This window comes from Citrobacter sp. RHBSTW-00944, from assembly GCF_013615435.1.
Lineage (GTDB): Bacteria > Pseudomonadota > Gammaproteobacteria > Enterobacterales > Enterobacteriaceae > Citrobacter > Citrobacter braakii.
In genome coordinates this window covers 1512587-1526960 of sequence record NZ_CP055418.1, presented here as the reverse complement: position 1 = coordinate 1526960, position 14374 = coordinate 1512587, and the positions used below count along the sequence as shown (strand labels likewise).

Annotated in this window: 16 protein-coding genes; 2 read left to right on the top strand and 14 right to left on the bottom strand. The window is 56.7% G+C overall.

Annotated features, from left to right (window positions below; translation table 11 throughout):
• Window positions 1-38 precede the first annotated feature (38 nt).
• Together HV334_RS07145 and HV334_RS07140 are read right to left on the bottom strand one after the other, a co-directional pair.
• Window positions 39-488: a DUF2919 domain-containing protein gene (locus tag HV334_RS07145; RefSeq protein ID WP_016157098.1), complete on the bottom strand. Its 450-nt coding sequence runs from the start codon at window positions 486-488 to the stop codon at window positions 39-41.
• Complete coding sequence (locus HV334_RS07140) at window positions 475-900, bottom strand: GNAT family acetyltransferase (protein WP_047501622.1); 426 nt, start codon at window positions 898-900, stop codon at window positions 475-477. Before HV334_RS07140 ends, HV334_RS07145 begins: the two co-directional genes overlap by 14 nt.
• Before the next feature lie 211 nt (window positions 901-1111).
• Here HV334_RS07140 and amiA point away from each other — a divergent pair, with 211 nt between their 5' ends.
• Window positions 1112-1981, top strand: a complete 870-nt coding sequence (gene amiA / locus HV334_RS07135) for an N-acetylmuramoyl-L-alanine amidase AmiA (RefSeq protein WP_016153942.1) — start codon at window positions 1112-1114, stop codon at window positions 1979-1981.
• Between the two features lie 2 nt (window positions 1982-1983).
• Window positions 1984-2883: an oxygen-dependent coproporphyrinogen oxidase gene (hemF, locus tag HV334_RS07130; RefSeq protein WP_181221350.1), complete on the top strand. Its 900-nt coding sequence runs from the start codon at window positions 1984-1986 to the stop codon at window positions 2881-2883.
• Between the two features lie 67 nt (window positions 2884-2950).
• On the opposite strand, the gene eutR is transcribed toward hemF, so the two are convergent.
• The 12 genes from eutR to eutM form a co-directional block, all read right to left on the bottom strand.
• On the bottom strand, window positions 2951-4003 hold the full coding sequence (gene eutR / locus HV334_RS07125) for an HTH-type transcriptional regulator EutR (RefSeq protein ID WP_016153944.1): 1053 nt from the start codon (window positions 4001-4003) through the stop codon (window positions 2951-2953).
• 48 nt (window positions 4004-4051) lie between these two features.
• Complete coding sequence (gene eutK, locus HV334_RS07120; protein WP_181221349.1) at window positions 4052-4582, bottom strand: ethanolamine utilization microcompartment protein EutK; 531 nt, start codon at window positions 4580-4582, stop codon at window positions 4052-4054.
• Window positions 4583-4593: 11 nt separating this feature from the next.
• On the bottom strand, window positions 4594-5253 hold the full coding sequence (gene eutL, locus HV334_RS07115; protein ID WP_016153946.1) for an ethanolamine utilization microcompartment protein EutL: 660 nt from the start codon (window positions 5251-5253) through the stop codon (window positions 4594-4596).
• Between the two features lie 9 nt (window positions 5254-5262).
• Entirely contained in the window at window positions 5263-6159 is an 897-nt protein-coding gene (eutC, locus tag HV334_RS07110; protein WP_016153947.1) for an ethanolamine ammonia-lyase subunit EutC, read from the bottom strand.
• Between the two features lie 20 nt (window positions 6160-6179).
• Complete coding sequence (gene eutB / locus HV334_RS07105) at window positions 6180-7541, bottom strand: ethanolamine ammonia-lyase subunit alpha (protein WP_003038029.1); 1362 nt, start codon at window positions 7539-7541, stop codon at window positions 6180-6182.
• 11 nt (window positions 7542-7552) lie between these two features.
• On the bottom strand, window positions 7553-8956 hold the full coding sequence (eutA, locus tag HV334_RS07100) for an ethanolamine ammonia-lyase reactivating factor EutA (protein ID WP_181221348.1): 1404 nt from the start codon (window positions 8954-8956) through the stop codon (window positions 7553-7555).
• A complete protein-coding gene (gene eutH, locus HV334_RS07095; protein WP_016153950.1) occupies window positions 8953-10185 on the bottom strand; it encodes an ethanolamine utilization protein EutH in 1233 nt (410 codons plus the stop codon). The genes eutA and eutH overlap by 4 nt, the downstream gene beginning before the upstream one ends.
• A 27-nt stretch (window positions 10186-10212) precedes the next feature.
• On the bottom strand, window positions 10213-11400 hold the full coding sequence (gene eutG, locus HV334_RS07090) for an ethanolamine utilization ethanol dehydrogenase EutG (RefSeq protein WP_181221347.1): 1188 nt from the start codon (window positions 11398-11400) through the stop codon (window positions 10213-10215).
• Window positions 11390-12229, bottom strand: a complete 840-nt coding sequence (eutJ, locus tag HV334_RS07085) for an ethanolamine utilization protein EutJ (RefSeq protein ID WP_016153952.1) — start codon at window positions 12227-12229, stop codon at window positions 11390-11392. Before eutJ ends, eutG begins: the two co-directional genes overlap by 11 nt.
• A 12-nt stretch (window positions 12230-12241) precedes the next feature.
• Window positions 12242-13645 carry an aldehyde dehydrogenase family protein gene (locus HV334_RS07080; RefSeq protein ID WP_181221346.1) on the bottom strand — a complete coding sequence of 468 codons (1404 nt, stop codon included), beginning with the start codon at window positions 13643-13645 and terminating at the stop codon, window positions 12242-12244.
• 11 nt (window positions 13646-13656) lie between these two features.
• Entirely contained in the window at window positions 13657-13944 is a 288-nt protein-coding gene (gene eutN, locus HV334_RS07075; protein ID WP_016153954.1) for an ethanolamine utilization microcompartment protein EutN, read from the bottom strand.
• A 114-nt stretch (window positions 13945-14058) separates the two neighbouring features.
• The gene (gene eutM / locus HV334_RS07070; RefSeq protein WP_003835054.1) at window positions 14059-14352 is read right to left on the bottom strand and encodes an ethanolamine utilization microcompartment protein EutM; all 294 of its coding nucleotides are present in this window, start codon (window positions 14350-14352) and stop codon (window positions 14059-14061) included.
• Between the last annotated feature and the right edge of the window lie 22 nt (window positions 14353-14374).

The following is a 14374-nucleotide window of genomic DNA, read 5'->3' as shown; positions in this document are numbered from 1 at the left end:
CAACGTTGCTTGGAGTCCGGTTTCGCCAAAAAGTGCCGTTATTCTTTCTCGAGGGAAAAACAGGCGCGCAGACGTTGATTAGTTAACAGCCAGATCAGCGCAACGACATCCGCCACCAGCAGCGCCAGCCCGACGCCGTTGACCGGATCGCCTGCCAGCCACATCACCGGCTGCCAGCACAGTAGCACCAGTTGAGCGAGGATCAGTAATCCTCGCAGCCAGCGCCATACCACCGGAAACGCAAAGCGTCGCCCGCTGAGTAAAAATGCCAATACCGCAGGAACGCCGGGAAGCAAACCCAGCCAGAAAGCGTCGTGATCGGGATAAAACAGATTCAGCAGCGTGTTGCCCTGCTCACGGGAAGAACCGGCAATCACAAACAGAACCCAGGTGCGCGCCTGCAGCAGCAGCACGCACCAGAAGAGAAAAGGCAGGCGCAGACGCCCATGAGCGTCATAGTCGGCCGGATGAAACTCAGTACTCTTCATCTTCGATCAAACGCTTGCCCAGATTGAGTACATCCGCATGTTCATAGCCCAGACGTTCATACATACCCTGTACGACGTCATTATCGTCACGCACCATGATTTGAATCTTCGGACAACCGCGGGCAATGAGCTTTTTCTCCAGCCGGTTGAGCAGCGCATTGGCAATGCCGCGACCGCGAAACTCAGGATGTACGCCCAGGTAATAGGCCGAGCCGCGATGCCCGTCATATCCTCCCATCACCGTACCGACCACCTCGCCATTCACTTCAGCGACCAGGAACAAGCTGACGTCATGATTGAGTTTACGCTCAATGTCCATTTCAGGGTCGTTCCATGGACGCAGCAAATCACAGCGCTCCCAGAGGGTGATCACCTCTTCGAAATCTTCCTGGCGAAAAACGCGTATTTCCATGGTATTGGGTACCTTTTCAGGACGTTAAAAAGCGATTATGGCGCGAACGGCTGATTTAGCCAATATCTGACGCGAAGCGGCGGAAAAAATGGCATAATACGGAATTGTCACGTATTGAAATGAAAAGTAAAACAATTCTTATCCCGATCCGTCGCAACGGACAACGCGATACGATATAACGTTTAGAACCTTTTTTTACAACTCAGGCCGTATGAGCACTTTTAAACCACTAAAAACACTCACATCGCGCCGCCAGGTGTTGAAAGCCGGGCTGGCCGCCCTAACGCTGTCAGGCATGTCGCAAGCCATCGCTAAAGAAGAAGCGCTTAAGACCAGCAATGGACACAGCAAACCGAAAGCGAAAAAAGCCGGCGCTAAGCGCGTTGTTGTCCTTGATCCGGGTCACGGAGGGATTGATACCGGCGCAATTGGTCGCAATGGGTCGAAGGAAAAGCACGTGGTACTGGCGATTGCCAAAAACGTGCGCTCGATTCTACGCAACCAGGGGATTGATGCGCGCCTGACGCGCTCCGGCGATACATTTATTCCGCTTTACGATCGCGTCGAGATCGCACATAAGCATGGCGCTGACCTGTTCATGTCGATCCACGCCGACGGTTTTACCAATCCGAGCGCTGCAGGTGCGTCGGTCTTTGCGTTGTCCAATCGCGGTGCCAGTAGCGCCATGGCGAAGTATCTGTCCGATCGTGAAAACCGGGCCGATGAAGTGGCCGGGAAGAAGACCACCGATAAAGACCATTTGCTGCAGCAGGTGCTGTTCGATCTGGTGCAAACGGATACCATTAAAAACAGCCTGACGTTAGGCTCGCATATTCTCAAGAAGATCAAGCCGGTACATCGTCTTCACAGTCGCAGCACGGAACAAGCCGCCTTCGTGGTGCTAAAATCACCATCAATTCCGTCGGTACTGGTCGAAACCTCGTTCATTACCAACCCGGAAGAAGAACGTCTGCTGGGCACGGCGGCATTTCGCCAGAAAATCGCCACCGCTATCGCCAATGGCATCATCAGCTATTTCCACTGGTTTGATAACCAGAAAGCACACTCGAAGAAACGTTAACCATGAAGCCCGATGCACAGCGCGTAAAACAGTTCCTGCTCAGCCTGCAAGATGATATTTGCCAGCAGTTATCCGCTGTAGACGGCGCCGAGTTTGTTGAGGATAACTGGCAACGTGAAGCAGGCGGTGGCGGGCGCAGCCGGGTGCTGCGTAACGGCGGTATTTTCGAGCAAGCGGGCGTCAACTTCTCCCACGTTCACGGCGAGGCAATGCCGGCCTCGGCTACCGCCCATCGCCCGGAGCTTGCGGGACGCAGCTTTGAGGCCATGGGCGTCTCGCTGGTGGTACATCCGCAGAATCCCTACATTCCGACCAGTCACACCAACGTGCGATTTTTTATCGCGGAAAAACCGGGCACTGACCCGGTCTGGTGGTTTGGCGGCGGCTTTGACTTAACGCCCTACTACGGCTTTGATGAGGATGCGGTTCACTGGCACCGCACGGCGCGAGATCTGTGCCAGCCGTTCGGCGAAGACGTTTATCCCCGTTACAAGAAGTGGTGCGATGACTACTTCTTCCTCAAGCATCGCAACGAACAGCGCGGCATTGGCGGGCTGTTTTTCGATGATTTGAATACGCCGGATTTCGACCACGGCTTCGCCTTTATGCAGGCGGTAGGTCAAGGCTATACCGAAGCGTATCTGCCCATCGTTGAGCGCCGCAAAGCAATGAGCTGGGGCGAACGTGAACGCAATTTTCAGCTTTACCGTCGCGGACGCTATGTGGAATTTAACCTGGTGTGGGATCGCGGCACGTTATTCGGTCTGCAGACCGGCGGCCGTACGGAATCGATTCTGATGTCGATGCCGCCGCTGGTGCGCTGGGAGTATGACTGGCAGCCGGAAGCGAACAGCCCGGAAGCCGCCCTTAGCGAGTTTATTCAGGTTCGCGACTGGGTGTAACCCCAGACAATACCAGCCCCCAGGCCGGATAAAACGCATTTGCGTCGCATCCGGCACATTCATCGCATCATGCCCACTGGCGCATGCGCTGATGCAGCGTCAATGAAGGTTTTTCCGCAAACAGCTGCTGGTAGTCGGTGGCAAACTGCCCTAAATGCCAGAATCCCCACTGCATGGCGGCGTCTTTCACCGTCGTACTCTGCGACCACGGGCTTATCAGCTCGCGACGTACGGCGTTCAGGCGAATGCGTTTTAACCAGGCATTCGGACCGATACCAAGGATCGCATGAAAGGCGTTTTGCAACGTCCGACGGCTGACGTGCAGTTGATTACACAGATCGAGCACGGTCAGCGGTTCTGACATATTTTCCAGCACATATTCGCGCGCACGCGACAGCAGGCGACGATAGCTCTGATGGCTGATGCTCTCAGCCGTGATAATCGGCTGCGCCTCTTCCAGCATAGTGCCCATCGCCAGCAGCAGGTTATCGCCCAGCACTTTGCGTACCGCAGGTTGATGGAGGTTTTCCGGATTTTCGCTAAACGTCGCCAGCGCCTGCTGCACAAAGCCCCATAACGCGGCTTTGTGTTGTTCTTTTACTTCCAGCGCCGACTGGTTGCGCAGCATATGCAGCACTCTTTCCGGGTTATGCAGGAAGTTGGCCTGACGGGCAATCGCCTCTTCCGAAATGACGACACCCAGAATGGTGTAATCATCCGGCGTACTCAGTTCAAACTCTGTCCCGCCAGGGCGGGTGGCAATTTCAGCGCTCCCCAGACACTGGGTGCCAATAAATCCCTGTTCGCCGCGCGTGGCCGGAATACCAAACCAGAAAGAGTTCGGCCAGACAAGACACGACTGACGCAACGCCAGTCCGGTGTATTCACGGAACACCTGAATATCATCGAGCAGGATTTCCGTGAACTCGCCATGAAATTTTCCCGGATGTAACTGGTCGTAGATCTGCTGCCATGCGGTAATCGTCAGCGCATGCTCATACACATCCGTTGTTCGCCGCTGGTGAACGTTGTCCACCTCCACTTTCGGCGTAAGTTTAACGTCTTCGGGTAATGCTTCATGATAAAGATGGTGCAGGTTTGCAGTACGGTTCTTTTTCATGATCTTTTAAGCCGGAAGCTTCAATGAAGCCCCCGGCCCTCCGACAGGTTAATTTTTTAAGCGATAGCGACTACTGCGTTTACGCAACGCTCCGTCAGAAAAGAGCTGTTCCAGCGCCTTTCTGGCTTCATCAAGTGACCAGCCAAAGTGGGCAGCCACTTCCCCTGCCGTCATTCCTTGACGGACCGATGCCAACAGCGTCAGAAGTTGATCAGGGGATTCAGGCGTCAACGGGGCGTCCTGCGTCTTCTGCGTTTTTACATCTGTTTTCACTTCTGGCTTCTGTTCTGGTTTCTTCGGCTGGCGCTTAAAACCGCCGATCAGCCACTGGGTATCATCGTCCGGTCGGCCGATTTCCTTACGGCTGATAACACGGCCTGTACGCGCAGCAGCGGCGCTGCCGGCATCCAGCGCTGCGCGGCACGCAGCCAGATCGCCTTCCACCACCAGCGTCAACCGGCCAGGATCGAGCACTTCGTGGCTAAGCAGGCGCACGTTCGCGGCTTTCAGCATGGCATCCGCCGCATCCACGGCAGCGACCATGCCATCCACTTCCAGTAATCCCAGTGCATTGATCATCACAACCTCTCTTACGCGCGCTGGATTGGGTTACGGGCAATATCCAGAACGGCATCGGCAAAGGCGTTACATGCAGCTTTACAAGCAGCCTGGCTACCGGTCATAAACGCAGCCGAATAGTTGGTTTCTGACGGCGGCGGAACGTAGGTCACCAGTTGTACATCAGCCGATTTCAGCGCAGCATCAATACCAAATGTCGCTTCCAGCGGCGGCGCCACCAGATACGCCATCGGATCGCCAAGCCGGCATCCTGCGGTCGCCGAGAGATACGAGCCGGTACGCGAAACCACATGCGCCAGGAAGGCGGTATCTTCTGCGTCATTCGCCCACTGAAACGCCGCGCCGCTTTCAATATTGGCTACCATCGCGTCCAGACCTGCGCGAACTTCTGCCGGGTTGGGTCCACCGAGCATAATCAGCACTTCACCCGAAGTTGGAGAGGGACTGTGCGCCGCGCCGGCATACAGCGAGCGGCCATAAACCACTTCCACCATTGCCTGTTTTGTCGCTTCGTCTGCGGCAATATACGCCACGTCATCAGAATCTGCTGTGATGAGTCCGAGGCTACGTATATGTGGCGGTAATTTAAGTTCACGGGCAAAACCGTCATTTACCGAGGCAATCACGCGCATTGCGGTGACTGAAGGTCTAATCAAATCTAATGCTGGCATGATGCCTCCTTAACGGGTCATATTGATGCCGGATGCTTTTTGCTCCAGCATGCGCTTGGCCAAATCCACAATGACCGCCGCCGCTTCAACCGGTGGCGTACCGCCCTGGTGAATGTTCGAGATACAGGTACGGTCAGCTTCAACGGTCGTCGCCACACGCGGCGAATAGACGGCGTAGCAAGAAAGGCTTTCCGACTGGCCCAGGCCCGGACGTTCCCCAACCAGCAGGATCACCGCTTTCGCGCCCAGCAGTTCGCCGATCTGATCTTCGATTTTCACGCGACCATAGCGAACAAAGAACGGCGTCCCGACCTTCAATCCGGCCTGTTTTAATCCAGACAACAGCGGCGGCAGAATCTCTTCGTAGTTAGCGGTGATAGCGTCCGTAGACAGGCCATCAGAGATAATCACCTGCACATCCGGGTTCATTACACACTGTGATTTCAGCGCTTCAATGGCTTCCGCACTCAGACGACGCCCCAGATCCGGACGCGTCAGATACAGGTTTTTGTCACTGATTTCCGAGCGCACTTCCAGCAGCCCCTGGGCTTTTACCCACTCTTCCGGCACTTCTTTCAATACCGTATCTTTCGAACGCGAGTGGTCGGCCAGGAAGCGCAGCAGCGCCTGGGTACGCGGACGTGGACCGGCTCGACCGGTACATACACGCGCCGCAGTGCTGCGACGCAGTTCAGTCAACACCTCTGCGCGGTGTGGATTCTCAACGCCAATCCACGCTTTAGCCTCGGCTGAGCCTAAATCCATCGCACAGCTTTCACCGGTCGGCGCGGCGCACTGGGTGGTGCTGCATTGCGCTTGTACTGCCGGCGCTTGAGCCTGCGGCTGCGACTCACCCATTGACGCCATCACGCTGCGTACAATTTCTTCAATCTGTTTTTGATCCATCGTGTGTCATCCCCGCGTCATCAGAAGAACAGTGACGGATCGCCCGCCCGTTTGGTCAGGCGACCGTTTGCCATAATGCCCATGGTTTCCAGCCAGCGTTCAAACTCCGGCGACGGACGCAGGTTCAGCAGCTGGCGCACGGTCGCGGTGTCGTGGAAGGCGGTGGTCTGATAGTTGAGCATGATGTCGTCACCGAGCGGCATGCCCATGATGTAGTTGCAGCCAGCGGTGGCGAGCAGAATCATCAGGTTTTCGTTGAGGTTCTGGTCAGCATCAGCATGGTTGGTATAGCAGCAGTCGCAGCCCATTGAGATGCCGCTCAGCTTGCCCATAAAGTGATCTTCCAGACCCGCGCGAATAATCTGACGGTCGTTGTAGAGATACTCCGGCCCGATAAAGCCGACAACGGTGTTCACCAGGAACGGATCGTAGTGACGCGCCAGACCGTAGTTACGTGCTTCCATCGTCACCTGATCGGCACCGAAGTTAGCGCCAGCGGAGAGCGCAGACCCTTGTCCGGTTTCGAAGTACAGGCAGTTTTCCCCGGCGATACGGTTAAACTCAGCGCCCACTGCACGCGCTTCATCCAGCATGGCCAGCTCAACGCCAAACTCTTTTAAGCCTTTCTCGCTGCCGCAGATACTCTGGAAAATCAGCCCGCCCGGCGCGCCGCGACGAATGGCTTCGATCTGGGTAGTAACGTGCGCCAGGACGCAGCCCTGGGTCGGGATATTGAATTTGTCGATGACGCCGTACACGGTATCAAGTACGCGGCTTAAGTTTTCCACGTCATCTGTTACCGGGTTAACGCCAATCACCGCATCGCCCGCCCCGAAGGACAGCCCTTCGTAGATTTGTGCCGCAATACTCTGCACGTCATCACGGGTGTCGTTCGGCTGTAAACGACAGCTGAAGGTGCCCGGCAGACCAATGGTGGTGTTGGCCTTTTTGATCACCGGCATTTTCTTACCGCCGTAGATCAGGTCCGCGTTAGAGCAGATTTTTGCAACCGCTGCGACCACTTCCGACGTTAATCCTTTGCGCGTAAACGCAATGTCATCAACGGAGGTTTCATCGCTCAGCACGTACTCGCGCAGCTCGCTGATACTCCAGTTTTTGATGCGGTTATAGGCCGTTTCGTTGACGTCGTCCTGAATCAGACGCGTCACGCAGTCCTCTTCATAGGAAATCACCGGGTTGTTGCGGATATCCGCTACCGTCATTTCCGACAGCACCTGTTTGGCCGCCACTCGCTCTTGCGAACTGGTTGCAGCTACCCCTGCCAGCACATCCCCCGAACGCAGTTCGTTGGCTTTTGCCAGCACCTCTTTAACATCCTTAAACTGATAAACATTGCCGAACAATGTGGTCTTTAGTTTCATAAGTCGTTCCCTCAGGAAGGAAATGCGAGTGATTTCACCGTCACCGGCACAACCGATCCGCCAAAAAGAGGCGTACCAATGTCGATATAGTCCCCCGCCCGGACAACCACCTCATCGATGACTGCCAGCGGGTGTTGCTGTAACTGTGGGCGTAACAGCATGCCCAGGGCTTTACCAAAATCCTGCTCGGCTACCACCAGCAGGGGATGCGGATTCGGATGGCGCGCGACAAAGGCCAGTAGCGCATCAATAACCGTTAACAGCGCGGCGTAGCGCACCGGCAGCGAACCGGGCAGCGCCAGCACGTAAGCGTCTGTTTGCGGGTCCAGATCGAGCTGCATCAGCGCTTGTTGCCAGGCGGCCACCAAATCAGCCTCATCAACCGGAATCGCCACCGGCAGATTGCGCAGCGGAAGCGCCACACCTTCCAGCCAGATGGTGCTGCCCGAAAGCGACAGCGTATGCGCACCGGCGCCAATCACCGTGGCGCGCACGGTTTGCGCCGGGAACTGCACGTTCATCTCACGCAGACGCGGATGTTCATGCAGCGCCGTCGCTAACAGCGGCCCAATATCGGAAAAACAGAATGGATCGGCAGGCTGGTTGCGGTAGCACTCGCCCACCCCGCCGGACAACGTAATCACTTCCGGCTTCACACCCGTCGGCAACAGAGCGGTTTGCATCAGCGCCTGCGCCAGCGGTGACAGCGTGCCGTCAATCACCTCAACGATCAGCGCCGCCATCCGTCGGGCCACCTGAACAAGCTGCGCCGCATTGAGGGTCCGGGCGTCGGTGCCTGGACCAAATACGTCATCAACAATCATCTGTCCTGGCTGATGCGCATGCACCACCCGCCCCTGACCGTCCGTTTCCAGCAGCCGTCCGCCGACGTTCAGGCAGGCCGAACCGCTGACTTTTCCGGCATCGAACAGGACGTAGTTCGACGTCCCGCCACCGATGTCGATATTCAGTACGCGGCACAACTTCTGCTCTGACAGGGTTTGAGCCCCTGCGCCGTGACCGGCAATCACTGATTCCAGATGCGGACCGGCGCTGGCAACCACGAAGTCCCCCAGCGACTGAGAGAGCGTCATCACCGCAGGTCGCGCGTTGCGGGTTTTGGCACTTTCTCCGGTAATGATGATCGCGCCGGAATCGACGGTCTCAGGCGCAATCCCCGCCGCCTGATACTGGGCGAGGATCAGCGCCTTAAGTTCGGCCTCTTTCAGCCCGCCCTGCTTATCAACGGGGGTAAAGAACACCGGGCTTTGCCAGCTAATTTCGCGTTTGATGAATTCGTAACGCGGCACCTGCGACACTGCCGCACGGTTGACCAGCTCAAGGCGCGAGAAGATCACCTGAGTGGTGGTGGTGCCGATATCGATACCGACGCTGAGTAGCTGGCGAGTATTCACGATTGCGCCTCCGGGTTGGTTTCTGCTGGTGCCGGAACATCTTCGTCTTTCGGTACCAACAGCATAGCCACACCAATCGCCGTCACGCCGCCAATCAGCTTGCCGACAATCATTGGGAAGATCATCGCGTTCATGTTGGCCGCGGCGAAACCTAAGTGGTCACCCAGAGCGAAGGCTGCGGAGACCGCAAAAGCGCAGTTGATCACTTTGCCGCGGGTATCCATATTCTTCATCATGCCGAACATTGGGATGTTGTTCGCCAACGTCGCCACCATGCCCGCAGCCGCAATATTATTGATTTTTAACAGGTTACCGACGCTCATCAGCGGCTTTTCAAACCAGCGGGTCAGCAGCAGTACCATTGGGTACGCACCCAGCAGCACGCAGGAGATAGAACCGATAACTTCGATGGCGCGCATCACTTCACCCGGCTTGTCACCTGGTGCCATGAAGATAGGATCAAGACCCGGAATCAGTTCCCAGCCGAGCAGAAATTTGATCACCGCTGCCGCCAGACCGATGGTGATCAGCGCCACCAGGAATTTCGCGAAGATCTGGAAGCCGTTGATCATTTTTTCCGGGATGAATTTCAGTCCCAGCGCCACCAGCACGGCAACGATCAGCACCGGGATCATGTTCATCAGGATCAGCGCGAAGGTGAACTCCACCGGCTGCCCGTTGATTTCGACACCGGAGTACATCGCGATCAAACCACCCGCAATACAGCCAATCGGAATGGTGACGATCCCAGCCAGCACGCCCAGCGCCAGATAACGACGGTCGGACGGCTCAATAATCCCCAGCGCAACCGGAATAGAGAAGACCAGCGTCGGCCCCATCATCGCCCCGAGGATCAGGCCAGAGTACAGCCACGCCGCAACGTCGCCGCCCGCCAGTTCTTTCGCCAGGAAGAAGCCGCCCATATCGCACGCCAGCAGCGTTCCGGCAAACATCGACGGGTTAGCACCTAACATTTCGTACAGTGGAATAATCACCGGCCCGAGCACATGCGCCAGTACCGGTGCCAGCGCGGTCATACCGACCATCGCCAGACCCAGCGCGCCCATCGCCATAAAACCTTCTTCAAACTGGCCGCCCGATCCCTCAATACTCTTACCGAACTTACCGAGGAAGCGTGCCGAACCGCCGAACTGCGACAGGATCCTGTCCACGGCGGCAATCAGCATAAAGAACATCATGATGTACATGATGATTTCGTTAATTCCCATAACCTTCACTCCCTGTCATATGTGTATTTATTGTGCCGCCGCATACAACGCGATAATGTCGGCCTGCGTGGCGGTGCGTGGGTTACTGCGAATACAAATATCTTCCAGCGCGGCGTGAGCCCATGCGCTGTAATGCTCGGGCTTCGCCCCAACGTCAGAGAGTCGTTTGGTCTGGCCCACTTCGCTAATCAGCTCGCTGACGGCGTTGATGGCATCGCGATCGTCCGACTTCTTGTTGGTTAGCGCCCGTCCGATATGGCTGAAACGCTCACGACACACCATGCGGTTGAAACCCATTACTGTGGGCAGCAGCATGGCGTTAGCCTGTCCATGTGGGATGTGCAGCGTCGCACCCGGCTGGTGCGCCATCGCGTGACACAGGCCCAGCCCTGCGCTGGAAAACGCCATCCCGGCCATACAGGAAGCCAGTAGCATGCTTTCTCGCGCCGCCAGATCCTGACCATAGCCAACGGCCTTCGGCAGCGATTTACCTATCATCGCAATCGCGCCAATCGCCAGACTGTCGGTAAACGGCGTCGCGTTCAGAGCGCTATACGCTTCAACGGCGTGCGTCAGCGCATCGATCCCGGTCATCGCCGTTACGTGTGCGGGCACACCTTCCGTCAGCGCAGCGTCAAGAATCGCCACATCCGGCATCAGGGTTGCGTGGGCCAGCACTTTTTTAAGCCCGGTCGCAGCGTCGATAATCACCGTGACATTAGTGGTTTCTGAACCCGTTCCGGCTGTAGTCGGTACGGCAATCAGCGGCAGACGCGGGCGTAACGCGCTGCTCTCGTCCATGTCTGCCAGCGTCTGGGTGGGATTGGTCACCAGCAACGCCACGGCTTTTGCGGCATCCAATACGGAACCGCCACCAAAGGCCACTACGCCATCGCACTTCGATTCACGCAGTTGCGCGACCGCCGCGCAGACGTCCGTAATGCACGGTTCGCCCACCGGACATGGCCACAGCGTCATCGCCACGCCTTTCATCGCCAGGCTGCGTTCCAGTGCGGCGGTCATCCCCGCCTGGTGCAGGAAACTGTCGACCATGATGAACATATGCGTCAGGCCGCGCGTTTGTGCTTCCTGTCCGCAGGTACTGAGCGCTCCCAGTCCACACAACGTAACCGGTGGAACGCTAAACGTTTTTACGCGTTGCAGATTCAGGGTATCGAATGCCTGAAAGAGCGCGGTCTGCAATTCAGCTTGCATAGATTCCTTCCGCTTTTTCTTTTCCGCTATTTGCAATCGCCAGCGGGGTCATAAACAGGCTGTGCTGGGGTAAATGCACCTGCAGTTCCGGGAAACGCTTACGAAACAGTTCATCAACGCCCGGCTGCATACAGGAACCACCGGCCAGCCATAAATCTGCCACGCCCTGTCCGGCAATATGGTGAGCCACAATTTCCGCCATTTTTTCGTAGACCGGCTTAACCACCGGCCAGATTTCTTTACCGTTGCTGCGTTTGTACTGCTCCGCCTCTTCCAACTGGATGCGACGGTTCCCGGCAAGCGTCAGAGAAATGTGGTGCCCGCCGGTCGCTTCATCGGCGGAGTAAGTCACCTTGCCTCGCTTCACAATCGCAATCCCGGTGGTACCGCCACCGATATCCACCACGCCAGCGTTATCAAGCTGCAACAGGTCTGCCACCGCGGTCGGTTCGTCGAGCACATGACTGACTTCAAGCCCGGCAGATTCCAGCACGTTGATCGAGATCCGTGGGTCAGTTCCCGGTGGAAACGAGGTTGCCGCGTGGGTAAAGCGGCAACCCAACTGTTGTTCGAGCGTATCGAGATGGCGACGAACGATGGTCACCGCACCGAAGAAATCCCAGACGATGCCATCGCGCACGACGTCGGCCCAGTCCAGGCAAACTGCAACCGGCTGTCCGTCACTGTCGACAACCATCGACACCACATCACACGTCCCCAAATCCACGCCCAGCCACAGCGGTGAATCGCTCTTTACGGGCGTCTGGTTACATAGCGTTGCCGCTTTTAGCAATCTGGGTGTCAGCCAACGTTGTTCGTCGTGCGCCATGTCGTTCACTCCTTATACAATTCTGAAGGCGTCCACCAACACACAGCGACGCAGACGCACAAATGTGCGTGCGCTGGTCACCCCTTCCCCGGTTGGCGTGGTAATGGTCATCGTGGTCCAGCCTTCGCCGCCGAGTCCAAGACCGGCAATGCACGGTCCGTTCTTAACGAAAATGCTGGTATCAATGGCGTTTGCCATGCGGTTCATGTTGTCGATATTGCGCGAGTGCATCGCCGCCGTATGGTGACAACCGCCTTCAAGCTTGACCGCCAGTTCAATGGCCTCTTCGACGTTGGCGACCCGCACTACCGGCAGAACCGGCATCATCAGTTCGGTTACGGCAAATGGGTGAGTCGCAGAGGTTTCGACGAACAACAGCCGGGTTTGCTCCGGTACGTTCAGACCAATCGCCGCAGCGATTTTTCCTGCGTCGCGGCCTACCCAGTCACGACTGACCGTGCCTTTACCGCGTTCATCGACATTTTTCAGCAGCACCGGTTGCAGCTGTTCGGCCTGAGCCGTGGTCAGCTTGACTGCATGCTGGCTTTCCATCAGACGCATCAGCTCATCAGCGACGCTATCGACCACGATCAGCACTTTTTCGTCAGCGCAGATAATGTTGTTGTCAAACGAAGCGCCTTTGACGATCGACTGCGCTGCGCGTGCCAGATCAGCCGTTTCATCAACCACCACCGGCGGATTTCCCGCACCGGCGGCAATCAGACGTTTGTTGGTGTGCTTACGCGCGGCATCCACTACGGCTTCACCGCCGGTCACCACCAGCAGGCCGATGCCTGGGTACTTAAACAGACGCTGGGCGGTTTCGATATCCGGATTGGCCACGGTAACCAGCAGGTTTGCCGGTCCGCCTGCAGCAACTACCGCCTGGTTAAGCAGAGTGATAGCGCGCTGAGACACGCCCTTGGCAGCCGGATGCGGTGCGAAGACCACGCTGTTACCAGCTGCAATCAGGCTGATGGCGTTGTTAATAACGGTCGCAGCCGGGTTGGTGGACGGTGTCACCGAGGCCACCACGCCCCACGGCGCGTTTTCAATCAGCGTCAGGCCATTATCACCGGTCAGAACCTGTGGAGACAGGCATTCCACGCCCGGCGTGGCGCGCGCCTGCGCCACGTTTTTGGCAAATTTATCTTCAACGCGTCCCATGCCGGTTTCTGTGACGGCAAGTTCCGCTAATTCTCGGGCATGTTTTTCGCCCGCCTCACGTAGGGCCGTGATAGCCAGTTGGCGCATGGCAACGCTTTTCAGCCCTTGCTGGGCCAGTTTTGCTGCCGCCACTGCGTCATCCAGGGAGGCAAAAACGCCCATTTCTTGAACGGCACTGACGAGTTGGCTGCTGTCTTTCATTTTCAGCAGTACCGCTTTCACGACCTGTTCAATATCCTGTTGATTCATGATTTTCTGCCTTATTTATGGAAGATCACCTGACCACCTGCCACCACTTCATCAACAATGCCAATCACGCACAGATCGACAGGTGATGATTCGTTACGGTGCGCCTGACGGGCTGAGCTTCCGCTGACCAGCAGCACCCACTCTCCGGTTCCCGCCCCAATGCTGTCGATAGCAACAGCACATTGCCCGTCGGGATTTCCGCAGGCATCAATCATTTCCACCATCAGCAACTTGTCGTGCGCGAGCCCCTGATGGCGTACGGTACAAACAATTTGTCCTGTGACGATTGCCAGTTTCATACGCGCCTCCGTGGCATATTTCAGGTAAAACCTCCCCCTACCCTCCGCAGAAGGTAATGTGAAAAGGAGAGAGGGTGACGCCAGCAATGAAGTCTGTGGCGTCACATGGACGACTTACATGTCGTTGCTGTCGCCTTTAAAGCTGATCGGGAACACTTCTTCCAGATCGCCATGCGGACGCGGGATTACGTGTACGGAAACCAGCTCACCAATACGCTGTGCAGCAGCAGCACCAGCATCCGTTGCGGCTTTACATGCCGCTACGTCGCCACGGACCATTGCAGTAACCAGACCGCCGCCGATCTGCTTCACGCCGACCAGTTTCACGCGTGCCGCTTTAACCATTGCGTCAGAAGCCTCAATCAGTGCAACCAGGCCCCGGGTTTCAATCATTCCTAATGCTTCCATTGTGTTTTCCTCTCATTAAGGG